We start from the raw sequence: 10,131 nt of genomic DNA, 5'->3' as shown, positions 1-10,131 counted from the left end.
CTCACTATTGTATTCCGGCAACAGCAAACCCGGATGCTTCTTGCTCTACAGGCGATGCGTCGCAACGCCCTGCAACGGCAAAGCTGATGCGATGACGAAAGACGTTTGAGGTGCGGCCTTGCCGTGGGGGCCGCGTATGGGACGGCGCTCGACCACGATCCGGCTTTATCGTTATTCCCGCTCGCGCGGCTCATTCGTTGATGTCGACAGCTAACGCCAATATGAGGCCGAGCTTTCCGCCGATGATCGACCAAGGAGATAGCCGAACCCGAACGCCGCAATACCAATGCCAAGCAACAATGCGCTTGCGGTGTGCGGGTGGTCTCTAGCGCCGGCGGTGACTGCATAGGCCTCGCGTTTCACTCGGCTCGCCGCCGATTGGGCGGCCTTGGCCAATCCTTCCGGCTGTTCGACGGGTGTGCCGGTGAAGCCGGCGTTCAAATCCTGTTTGTCAGCCATGTCGGAACCTTTCCTGAATTTGCTCGTCCTAAATTTTGCTCGGGGCTGCAATTTCAATCCTGCTCGCGTGTGCCGGGCGAGGCTTCGCGTTGATCCGCGTCTTCGAGGTCCGTCTTGACGAGGAAGGCGTCGCGATGCTCGCGCGACGCCTCTCGCAGCGCCTCGAGCCTGGGAGGATTGTCCGTCTCACCCCGTGCATCGAGCTCGTGCTCGGCGCGGGTCCAGTGATCCCGATGCTTGCCTTCCGGCCTTCCTTCCTTCTCCCACGGCGAGTATGCCCTTTTCTGGATCTCGTCCTCGCGGGTGATTGCCTGAGAACCGATGCTCTGCTCTGCGGGTTCCCGAATGGCTTGCCGCGCCGTCTTCCCTTTGCCTGCGCCGGCCGGGGGTGAATCCTTCAGCCGCGGGTCGTCGGTCGCGATTTCGTTTCTTTTGCGTCGTAACGGATTTTTCATCGGCGCCTCCTTGATGGGAACTCAACCAATTCCGCTGATCGAAGTTCCCATCGGCTGCATTTTGAACGCCAAAGTATCCAGGTGCCTTGGCAAGGTGCCACAACTGATATACTAGTATGCCAAAAGCCAATGACCCTCGGTACCGTTTATGAGGCAAGCTTCAGAAACCGACGCGCTTGTCGTCCCGAGCTCGCAGGAAGCCGGCCGTAGGCCGCGCCGCGTCACCACGGCCGGCGTCATCTATGAGCGTCTCTATGCCGACATCGTCTCGCTCCGGATGCCGCCCGGTCTGTTTTTGCAGGAAAAGCGAATTGCCGACGAATTCGGCGTCAGCCGCACACCGGTGCGCGAGGCGCTGCTCAGGCTCTCCGAAGGCGGACTGGTCGATATCTTCCCGCAGTCGGGCACCGTCGTGTCGCGGGTGCCGGTTTCGGCGATTCCGGAGGCGGTCGTCGTGCGTAAAGCGCTCGAAGGCACGACCGCCGAGATGGCGGCTCAGACCGCCACCGCCGCCGATGTCGCCCGCCTCGATGCCATTATCGCCCGGCAGCGCGCGCATGCCGCCGTCGGCAACGCCTCAAGCTTCCACGAGGAGGATGAGGCCTTTCATGAGGCGATCACGCAGATATCAGGTTATCCCGGCATCTGGGGGATCCTGAAGACGGTCAAGGTACAGATCGACCGGGCGAGGCGGCTGGCGCTGCCGGCGCTTGGGCGTATGGGCAACGTGGTGTCCGAACATATGATCATCCGCGACGCCCTCGCCGCCCATGATGCGGCGGCTGCGCGTAGCGCCATGATCCACCACTTGAGCGCCGTCATTCCCGATGTCGACGAGCTGCGCTCGCGTTACCCCGATTATTTCTGCTGACGGCAGGATCACCACGAAACGAAAAGCAAGGGAAGGAAGAAAGATGCGGCAGGGTTGGAGATGGTTCGGGCCGGAAGCGCCGGTGACGCTGGATGAGGTCCGTCAGACGGGCGCGACCAATATCGTCTCGTCGCTACATCAGGTGCCGATCGGCAGGGCTTGGACGGAAAAGGAAGTGCGCGAACGCCAATCGCTGATCGAGACCACGCCTGCCGACCGGTCGCCGCTCGTCTGGTCGGTCGTCGAGAGCATCCCGATTCCCGACGCCGTCAAGCGTAGGGGCGGGGCGGCAAAGGCCGAAATCGAGGCGTGGATTGCCAGCCTCGAAGCGGTCGCCGCCTGCGGCATCCCGATCGTCTGCTATAATTTCATGCCGGTCGTCGACTGGACCCGCACCGAACTCGATTTCGTGACGCCGACCGGCGCCACAGCCATGCGCTTCGATCACGAGCGCTTCGCAGCCTTCGACCTCTTCGTTCTGGAACGGCCGGATGCGGGCCAGCAATATTCGGCGGAAGACCGCGAACGGGCGCGTGTCGTCTTCGAGGCGATGTCGGAGGAGGAGATTGCCGAGATCACCCGCATTATCACTTCGGCTCTGCCGGGCTCGACCACCGAGCCCCTGACCATTCCGGCCTTCCGGGAAAAGCTGGTCGCCTATAGCGGCATCGATGCCGCACGGCTGCGCCGGCATCTGATCGAATTCCTGGAGGCGGTGACGCCGGCTGCCGAAGCCCGCGGCGTCAAGCTGACGCTGCATCCCGATGATCCGCCGCGTTCGCTGTTCGGTCTTCCCCGCATCGCCTCGACGGCCGATGATTATGCCGCGCTCTTCGATGCCGTGCCGTCGGCGGCGAACGGCATGTGTTACTGCACCGGCAGCCTCGGCGTGCGCGCCGACAACGACCTGCCGGCCATCGCCCGGCGCTTCGCCTCACGCATCCACTTCGCCCATCTGCGCGCCACGACGCGCGAGGGCGACGGCCGGACCTTCCATGAAAGCGCGCACCTGGAGGGCGACGTCGACATGGTCGCGGTGCTCCGGGAACTGGTGGCGGAAGACAAGCGCCGGGGTGCCGAAGACTCGATCGTCTTCCGCTCGGACCACGGCCACCGCATGCTCGACGATCTCGACAAGGTCGTCACCCCCGGCTATCCGGCGATCGGCCGCATGCGCGGCCTTGCCGAACTGCGCGGCATCCTGCACGCGCTGGGCGCCCCGCCGACCTGAGGGCGTCCGGGCCGCGCCTGCGCATGTTGCCCGGAAAGTGTGCAGCGGTTGCGGGACGACGGCACGCACAAAACAAAGGACCGAAGCGCGTCGCATGGATCAAATAGATGCGGCGCGATTTGTCGGCCTCGGCGATCGCTGCGGAAACAACCGTGCCAAGGTTCATTCGCGCGCCCTGTCGGGCGCGCCACTTTCTATTGCAAGATCTCGACCGTAAAGGCGAAACGCGCCGTCGCCCCCGGCGACAGGATGGTGGTGTAGGGTCGTTGCGACAACTCGGCCGAACCTCCGGCTTCCGCCGCCGTTCCGTGCCACGGTTCGACGCAGAGGAAGGGCGCGCCTGGTTTGGTCCACAGGGCAAGGTTGGGCAGGTTTTCGAATTGGAACCGCAGGCTCGGCCCGCCTTCGGCGCCGTAACGCAGGCCTTCGCCCGCACCCTTCGGGAAAATCATCGCGTCCTTCTCGAACATGGCGTGATCCAACACCAGCCGGCCTTTATCGAATGGGGAGGGCAGTGGGGTCGGATTGATAAGGCCGCCCTCCAGCCGCACGAGCGCCGGCTCACCTTCATTGTCGAGCGTGATAGTGTGCGGGCGCCCGGCAGCGCCAGGCATCGGCCAGACGAAGGCCGGATGGAAGCCGAGACCGAAGGGCAGAGCTCTTGCGTCGCGATTGTTGACTTCTGCCGTCACCGTCAACGCGCGTCCCTCTACCGCATGTTCCACGGCCAGCAGGAAATCGAACGGATAGACCGCCTGCGTGGCTGCCGAGGCAGGAAGTTCGTGCCGGCACATGGTCGGCGTGGACGCGGCGAGGCTAAACTCGCTCCGCCGGGCAAAGCCATGCTGGGCCATCGGGTAGACCGTACCGCCAATCGCCAGCTTGTCATCAGCCGCCTTGCCGACGATCGGAAACAGGATCGGCGACCGTCCGGCCCAGTAGGCCGCGTCGCCCGTCCACAACCAGGAGCGTCCATCGTTGCTGGTGAGCGCCTGCATCTCGGCGCCGAGGGAGGAGACATCGACGGCAAGATGCTGATTGCCGATCCGTATTGAGCTTGGCATCGCAATTTCCTTTCGCCCTGATGGGCACGGCCTTCCAGTCATTTTCGTATGGCGCCCAGTCTGGCGAGCACCTCGTTTGGGATGCCGTAACGCTGGATGGCGTCGCGATTGTTTCGCAACCCGCAGCTCTCGCGTTGGACGAAAAATGCCCAGACGGCATCGGAGGCTTCGTTGAGCAGCCTCTCGCGTTCCTCCGCGCTCTGGCGCTCGACGCTCCAGGCTTTTAACGCGGCGAGCGCCGCCTCCACCTTCAGCCCATGACGCCCGAGCGAATTGGCGCGTTCCGACATCAGCCCATATTCGAGGACGTTGATGCCATTGGCGTCCTGCTGCGACTGCCTGAAAGACTGCGGTAGGCGAACGCTCATTGGCTGGAAATCCTTAAATCAGCGTAGGCGGCAATATTATCCAATCGGAAGCCGGAGATCGAGAGGGTGGAAACGGGCCTATCCTGTCGTTTCCATGCGTGGCATAAGGGCGCCGAAACTTCCCCGGACACACCGCGCACATCATGATTCGTATTGAGAATATCAGCAAACAGCTCAGCCACCGGATCCTTTTCATCGAGGCCTCGGCCGCCCTCAACAGAGGCGAGAAGATCGGTCTGGTCGGCCCGAACGGCGCCGGCAAGACAACGATCTTCCGGATGATCAATGGCGAAGAGCAGCCCGATGAGGGGCAGGTCTCCTGTGAGAAGGGCGTGACGATCGGCTACTTCAACCAGGATGTCGGCGAGATGGCGGGCCACAGCGCCGTCGCCGAGGTGATGAACGGTGCCGGCCCGGTCAGCATCGTTGCCGGCGAACTGCGCGAGCTCGAGGCCGCCATGGCCGACCCGGAAAGGGCCGGCGACATGGAGGAGATCATCGAGCGTTACGGCGAGCTGCAGGCGCGTTACGAGGAATTGGACGGCTATGCGCTCGAGGGCCGCGCCCGCGAGGTGCTTGCCGGTTTGAGCTTCAGCCAGGAGATGATGGACGGCGATGTCGGCGCGCTGTCGGGCGGCTGGAAGATGCGCGTGGCGCTTGCCCGCATCCTGCTCATGCGCCCTGACGTCATGCTGCTCGACGAACCGAGCAACCATCTCGATCTCGAAAGCTTGATCTGGCTCGAAGAGTTCCTGAAGGGCTATGAAGGGGCTCTGTTGATGACCTCGCACGACCGCGAGTTCATGAACCGCATCGTCAACAAGATCATCGAGATCGACGGCGGCGGCTTGACGGCCTATTCCGGCGACTATGAATTCTACGAGCAGCAGCGGGCGCAGAACGAGAAGCAGCAGCAGGCCCAGTTCGAGCGTCAGCAGGCGATGCTTGCCAAGGAGATCAAATTTATCGAGCGGTTCAAGGCGCGGGCCTCGCATGCCTCGCAGGTGCAGAGCCGGGTGAAGAAGCTGGAGAAGATCGACCGGGTGGAGCCACCCAAGCGCCGCCAGTCGGTCGCTTTCGAGTTCCAGGCCGCGCCGCGCTCCGGCGAGGACGTCATCAACCTGAAGAATGTCCATAAGAAATACGGCAGCCGAAGCATCTATGAGGGTCTCGACTTCATGGTCCGCCGCAAGGAGCGCTGGTGCATCATGGGCATCAACGGCGCCGGTAAGTCGACGCTGCTGAAGCTGGTGACCGGCACCACCACACCGGATGAAGGCAGCGTCGCTCTCGGCGCCAGCGTCAAGATGGGCTACTTCGCCCAGCACGCGATGGATATCCTCGATGGCGAGCGGACGGTGTTCCAGTCGCTGGAAGATCGGTTTCCTCAGGCAGGGCAGGGGCCATTGCGGGCGCTTGCCGGATGTTTCGGCTTTTCCGGCGACGATGTCGAGAAACGGTGCCGGGTGCTCTCCGGCGGCGAGAAGGCCCGGCTGGTCATGGCGATGATGCTGTTCGATCCGCCGAACCTGCTCGTGCTCGACGAGCCGACCAACCATCTCGACCTCGACACCAAGGAGATGCTGATCAAGGCGCTCTCGCAATATGAGGGCACCATGCTGTTCGTCTCGCACGACCGACACTTCTTGGCTGCGCTCTCCAACCGCGTGCTGGAACTGACTCCGGATGGTGTCCACCAGTATGGCGGCGGTTATACGGAATATGTGGCGCGCACCGGTCACGAGGCGCCTGGCCTGCGGGGCTGACGGCTATTCTTCGGGGTGCGCCGCACGGCGGCCTTTACCGATCCGTCGGGCCATGTCTGGGACGTTGCACAGGAACTGCAATAGGCGGTTTTCTGTGAGCGTCGCATAGCTTCGGCTGATATTGCCGAAGCTCTGCCACGATGATGACCTATTTCCGTGGTGTTCGGAGCCCTCTTCATTCAATCGGGGACGGGCGGGTCTGCATGGACTGGATCAATCGCTATATCGATCAGCCGCTACTGCACGGTGCGGCGGGCTTGCTGCGGAGTTGGCACATCCGCACGCGGCAGCCGCCGGAACTGTTGGAGCCGACGTGGAATCTCGTCGTGCTCTCTTTTCTCCTTGTCGCGAGCGGGCAGGTGATGGCCGGGAGGCCTTTCGCGCTCAGCGTCGCCGCGCTGGTCATGCTGGCCCTGCCGTCGGCCAGAAAGCTGTTTTCGGCGGTAAAGGCGCGAGGAAGCGCCTATGGCGCCCGGGAGTACAAGTCGCTGAGGGCGCGCGCCGTGGCCAAACGTGAGGCGGAGTGGTCGGTGCGGATCATTGTGCTGTTCTCATCGGCCTGCCTTCCGTTCATCGCTCGCATCGACGATCCGGTAGGCGCCTGTTTCATGCTGGGGGCAAGCGTCTGGTTCGTTTTGACCGGGCCGCTCAAGACCTATCTGGACGCGGCCGAACCTCCCGAGCCGACCGAAGGCGACCGGACGTACAGCGGCGTCTTTCATTTCGGCTGAACGAAAGCCGATGCGATGCTCCCCCTGTCGGCCATGATAGGCAGGGAACTAAACCGGGCGGTCTCCGTTATGTTCAGCAGCAACGTAAAAGGAGATTGCGATGCTTTACTACGCTCTGGTGTTTCTCGTTGTGGCCTTGATTGCCGGCGTCCTCGGATTTGGCGGCATCGCAGGGGCTTCAGCTTCCATTGCCCAGGTTCTGTTCTTCATTTTCCTGGTGTTGTTCGTCGTCTCGCTCGTCATGCGCTTCATGCGTAGAGTATAGCGAGGAGAAATGAAGTATAAAACCCGGTGACATCAATCGCCGGGTTTTCCTTTTCTTGGTGGTCGCCCCGCGCCGGCGAGAACCCGCGTTGGGCGAATGTGTTTTTCGTGCAACCATTCCTGACAAGATCGTGAAATGGCGCATGCGGCCCGCATGGTGCCTTCGAAATGTCCCAATGGGGCTAAACCGTAAGCGTGTCGCTTGCGCCTCCCACGCGCTTTGACTGCGACGCGAAAACGGCACCGTTCTGGGATTGCTTTGCGATCCCCTCCGATATCCGGTGCCGGCCAGCCGGGTGTTCCCGTCACGATTTGAGAAGGAGAGACTTATGAATAAAACTCTTGCGACGGCGTTTGCCGCGGTATCGTTGACGTTTGTCGGCGCGGGGGCGGTCAATGCCGCCGACCCCGTCACCAGAACATATGAAGAGCCGGACCTGCGCAATGGCGTGAAGATCGGTTATCTCACTTGCGATATCGGCGGCGGCACGGGTTATGTGCTCGGTTCCTCCAAGGAAGCGGACTGTGTCTTCCAGTCGATCGTCGGCAATGAGCTTCTGGATCACTATACCGGCGAAATGCGAAAGCTTGGCATCGACCTCGGCTTCACCACGCGCAGCCGGCTGATCTGGGCGGTGTTTGCGCCGACGGCCGGCTATCACCGCGGGTCGCTCGCCGGCCTCTATGTCGGCGCGAGCGCGGAGGCGACGGTTGGTGCCGGTGTCGGCGCCAACCTGCTGGTCGGCGGCACCTCGGGTTCAATCCATCTGCAGACGGTAAGCCTGACCGGCCAACTCGGCCTGAACGTTGCGGCCGGCAGCGCATCGATGACACTCACTCCGGCGGATTGACCGGTTGTTGACGCGCCCCTGCCGCGACGCGGCCGGGGCGTCAAGCCGCTTGCGCCTGTTTGCGGCGCTGTAATGGACGATTATCTGAAAATCTGGGACAGCCGTGACATGCCGCCCGACGTGCAGGCCGGATGCGGCGGCGAGTCTTACGTCTTCGCCCTGCCGGGTGCGATAAAGGCGCTGATCGTCGCCTCGTCATGACCGGCTTCGCGCAGGAAGCGGCTGGCAAATTCGATGGCGGGGCTTCGCAGTGCATCGTCCGGCCGGATCAGGTGAAAGGCGACGTGATAGTCGAGCGTACGGTCCGACACCGCCACGACCCGCCCGGCGGCGAGCGCCGCATCCGATAGGGGAGGGCGGGCGAGCGCGATGCCGAGTCCTTGCGCACAGGCATCGATCACCAGATTGTAATCCTCGAAGCGCCGATCCTGACCGCGCGGCGTATAATCGATACCTTCGCGAGAGAGCCAGCGCCGCCAGCCTTCGATATTGGAGTCGTGAAGGACCGGCAGCTCGAGCAGGGAGGGCGCATCGGAGCGCCGCTCGAGCCGGTTTGCCAGCGCCGGGGCGGCGATCGGAAAGGATTTCTCCTGCCAGAGCGGCAGGGCGCGCACGCCGGCCCAGGGACCTTTGCCGCAGCGGATGGCGAGATCCGTGCCTTCGCCGAAATCCGCCAGCCGGTGCTCGAGCGTCAGCTCGACATGCAGCTCGTTTCCTTCGAGCTTCGCCAGGCGCTGGAACAGCCACAATGATGCCACCGACGGCGTCACCGACAGGCGCACCACCGCCTTGTTCGGCCGGGGCAGCCAGCGCTCGCCGGTGTTGCCGAGCAGGGAGAGCGCTTCCTCGGCGCGCGCGAAAAACCGCATGCCCTCCGGCGTCAGCCGCACGCCCCGGGCTTCGCGCGCAAACAGTCGCACGCCCATCCAGCGTTCGAGCCGCGAAACCTGCCGCGACACGGCGCCATGGGTGAGGCCGCTCTCCTCGGCCGCGGCCGAAAAAGATCCGAGCCGGGCGGCACGGGCGAAGGTCTCGAGCGTATCGAGTGGCGGAAGGACTGGCGAGCTGTGAACCATGTGCACATTTGATCATCGATTGCGGTGCTTTTCAAGCATGCATCGAAGGCCTAATTCATTCTCACGCGCACAGATGGAGGCGAAAATGAGCATGGCGGCCAGCACACCGGTCCTGACGAAACAGCAAGGCGCATTCGATCTGGTGGCCTTTGCGGCGATCGTCGTCACCATTCTCTTCTGGGCTTCCTCCTTCGTGGTGATCCGCATCTGCCTCGGGCCGCTGACGCCGATCGAACTGGCGACGGCACGTTACGTGGCGGCCGGCGCCCTCGCCCTCATCTACCTCGCCATCTACCGGCCGATGCCGGAAAAGCGGGATTTCTTCCGCCTCTCCGTCGCAGCCGTGCTCTTCATCGCCGCCTATGCGGTTCTGCTGAACACCGGCGAGCAGACCGTGGCGGCGGGACCGGCAAGCTTCATCATCAATACCATGCCGGTCTTTACCGCCCTTATTGCGACCTTCGCCCTCGGCGAGCGCTTCGGCCGCTGGGGTTGGGCGGGTACCGCGGTTTCCTTCGGCGGCGTGGCGTTGATCGCGGTCGCCTCGGACGATGGCTTCAAGCTCGATCCGAACGCTGTGCTGATCCTTGGCGCAGCGCTCTGCTCGGCGATCGCAAGCGTGCTGCAGAAACCGCTGCTCGGGCGGCTGCCGGCGCTTGCCGTCACCGCCTGGATCCTGCTGATTGGCTCTGTGCCGCTGTTTCCGGCCGTCCCGGCGACGATCCGCGCGCTGGCCGCCGCACCGGCGGAGGTCAACTGGGGCGTGGCCTATCTCGTTATCTTCCCGACGGCGATCGGCTATCTCACCTGGGCCATCGCATTGAAGCGGCTGACGGCGGCGCGCGCCTCGAATTTCCTCTACGGCGTCCCGCCGGTCGCAACGCTGATCGGATTCGTCTGGCTGGGCGAGACGCCGACGGCACTCGGGGCGATTGGCGGCATCATGGCGATCCTCGGCGTTCTGGTGGTCAACCTCATGCGGAAACGGTAACGGC

Annotated in this window: 12 protein-coding genes; 7 read left to right on the top strand and 5 right to left on the bottom strand. The window is 63.4% G+C overall.

Translation table 11 applies throughout. The features are described 5' to 3' along the window. Positions 1 to 210: 210 nt before the first annotated feature. Both CO655_RS25770 and CO655_RS25765 read right to left on the bottom strand, forming a co-directional pair. Entirely contained in the window at positions 211 to 459 is a 249-nt protein-coding gene (locus tag CO655_RS25770) for a hypothetical protein (protein ID WP_097583632.1), read from the bottom strand. A gap of 53 nt (positions 460 to 512) precedes the next feature. Continuing rightward, a complete protein-coding gene (locus tag CO655_RS25765; RefSeq protein WP_097667319.1) occupies positions 513 to 914 on the bottom strand; it encodes a DUF2934 domain-containing protein in 402 nt (133 codons plus the stop codon). A gap of 148 nt (positions 915 to 1,062) precedes the next feature. Here CO655_RS25765 and CO655_RS25760 point away from each other — a divergent pair, with 148 nt between their 5' ends. Further along, on the top strand, positions 1,063 to 1,785 hold the full coding sequence (locus CO655_RS25760; protein WP_097667318.1) for a GntR family transcriptional regulator: 723 nt from the start codon (positions 1,063 to 1,065) through the stop codon (positions 1,783 to 1,785). Between the two features lie 43 nt (positions 1,786 to 1,828). Next, positions 1,829 to 3,016, top strand: coding sequence for a mannonate dehydratase (gene uxuA, locus CO655_RS25755; protein ID WP_097667317.1), 1,188 nt, complete (start codon positions 1,829 to 1,831; stop codon positions 3,014 to 3,016). Between the two features lie 194 nt (positions 3,017 to 3,210). Here uxuA and CO655_RS25750 read toward each other — a convergent pair whose 3' ends face one another. Both CO655_RS25750 and CO655_RS25745 read right to left on the bottom strand, forming a co-directional pair. Beyond that, complete coding sequence (locus tag CO655_RS25750) at positions 3,211 to 4,080, bottom strand: aldose 1-epimerase family protein (RefSeq protein WP_097607536.1); 870 nt, start codon at positions 4,078 to 4,080, stop codon at positions 3,211 to 3,213. A 38-nt stretch (positions 4,081 to 4,118) separates the two neighbouring features. Further along, positions 4,119 to 4,448: a DUF6665 family protein gene (locus CO655_RS25745; protein WP_097607535.1), complete on the bottom strand. Its 330-nt coding sequence runs from the start codon at positions 4,446 to 4,448 to the stop codon at positions 4,119 to 4,121. Between the two features lie 143 nt (positions 4,449 to 4,591). Between CO655_RS25745 and CO655_RS25740 the strand changes: the two genes are divergently transcribed. The 4 genes from CO655_RS25740 to CO655_RS25725 all read left to right on the top strand — a co-directional run bounded on the left by CO655_RS25740 (position 4,592) and on the right by CO655_RS25725 (position 8,060). Beyond that, positions 4,592 to 6,214, top strand: a complete 1,623-nt coding sequence (locus tag CO655_RS25740; RefSeq protein ID WP_097667316.1) for an ABC-F family ATP-binding cassette domain-containing protein — start codon at positions 4,592 to 4,594, stop codon at positions 6,212 to 6,214. 140 nt (positions 6,215 to 6,354) lie between these two features. Continuing rightward, on the top strand, positions 6,355 to 6,945 hold the full coding sequence (locus CO655_RS25735) for a hypothetical protein (RefSeq protein WP_097667315.1): 591 nt from the start codon (positions 6,355 to 6,357) through the stop codon (positions 6,943 to 6,945). Positions 6,946 to 7,045: 100 nt separating this feature from the next. Further along, entirely contained in the window at positions 7,046 to 7,210 is a 165-nt protein-coding gene (locus CO655_RS25730; protein WP_003571841.1) for a DUF1328 domain-containing protein, read from the top strand. A 328-nt stretch (positions 7,211 to 7,538) separates the two neighbouring features. Beyond that, positions 7,539 to 8,060, top strand: coding sequence for a DUF992 domain-containing protein (locus CO655_RS25725; protein WP_040112834.1), 522 nt, complete (start codon positions 7,539 to 7,541; stop codon positions 8,058 to 8,060). A gap of 146 nt (positions 8,061 to 8,206) precedes the next feature. Here CO655_RS25725 and CO655_RS25720 read toward each other — a convergent pair whose 3' ends face one another. Further along, the gene (locus CO655_RS25720; protein WP_097667314.1) at positions 8,207 to 9,136 is read right to left on the bottom strand and encodes a LysR substrate-binding domain-containing protein; all 930 of its coding nucleotides are present in this window, start codon (positions 9,134 to 9,136) and stop codon (positions 8,207 to 8,209) included. Positions 9,137 to 9,209: 73 nt separating this feature from the next. Between CO655_RS25720 and CO655_RS25715 the strand changes: the two genes are divergently transcribed. Then, complete coding sequence (locus CO655_RS25715; RefSeq protein ID WP_097607531.1) at positions 9,210 to 10,127, top strand: DMT family transporter; 918 nt, start codon at positions 9,210 to 9,212, stop codon at positions 10,125 to 10,127. Positions 10,128 to 10,131 lie beyond the last annotated feature (4 nt).

Source organism: Rhizobium sp. M1 (assembly GCF_002531805.1).
In the GTDB taxonomy this organism is placed as follows: Bacteria; Pseudomonadota; Alphaproteobacteria; order Rhizobiales; family Rhizobiaceae; genus Rhizobium; species Rhizobium etli_C.
The sequence above is the reverse complement of the archived record's forward strand: the minus strand, read 5'-3'. Positions and strand labels throughout refer to the sequence as shown.

Bases quoted from the DNA above. Each gene is read 5' to 3' on its own strand.
- CO655_RS25765 (WP_097667319.1), bottom strand. From the start codon at position 914: ATGAAAAATCCGTTACGACGCAAAAGAAACGAAATCGCGACCGACGAC.
- CO655_RS25730 (WP_003571841.1), top strand. From the start codon at position 7,046: ATGCTTTACTACGCTCTGGTGTTTCTCGTTGTGGCCTTGATTGCCGGC.
- CO655_RS25720 (WP_097667314.1), bottom strand. From the start codon at position 9,136: ATGGTTCACAGCTCGCCAGTCCTTCCGCCACTCGATACGCTCGAGACC.
- CO655_RS25760 (WP_097667318.1), top strand. From the start codon at position 1,063: ATGAGGCAAGCTTCAGAAACCGACGCGCTTGTCGTCCCGAGCTCGCAG.
- uxuA (WP_097667317.1), top strand. From the start codon at position 1,829: ATGCGGCAGGGTTGGAGATGGTTCGGGCCGGAAGCGCCGGTGACGCTG.
- CO655_RS25745 (WP_097607535.1), bottom strand. From the start codon at position 4,448: ATGAGCGTTCGCCTACCGCAGTCTTTCAGGCAGTCGCAGCAGGACGCC.
- CO655_RS25740 (WP_097667316.1), top strand. From the start codon at position 4,592: ATGATTCGTATTGAGAATATCAGCAAACAGCTCAGCCACCGGATCCTT.
- CO655_RS25735 (WP_097667315.1), top strand. From the start codon at position 6,355: ATGATGACCTATTTCCGTGGTGTTCGGAGCCCTCTTCATTCAATCGGG.
- CO655_RS25750 (WP_097607536.1), bottom strand. From the start codon at position 4,080: ATGCCAAGCTCAATACGGATCGGCAATCAGCATCTTGCCGTCGATGTC.
- CO655_RS25725 (WP_040112834.1), top strand. From the start codon at position 7,539: ATGAATAAAACTCTTGCGACGGCGTTTGCCGCGGTATCGTTGACGTTT.
- CO655_RS25715 (WP_097607531.1), top strand. From the start codon at position 9,210: ATGGAGGCGAAAATGAGCATGGCGGCCAGCACACCGGTCCTGACGAAA.
- CO655_RS25770 (WP_097583632.1), bottom strand. From the start codon at position 459: ATGGCTGACAAACAGGATTTGAACGCCGGCTTCACCGGCACACCCGTC.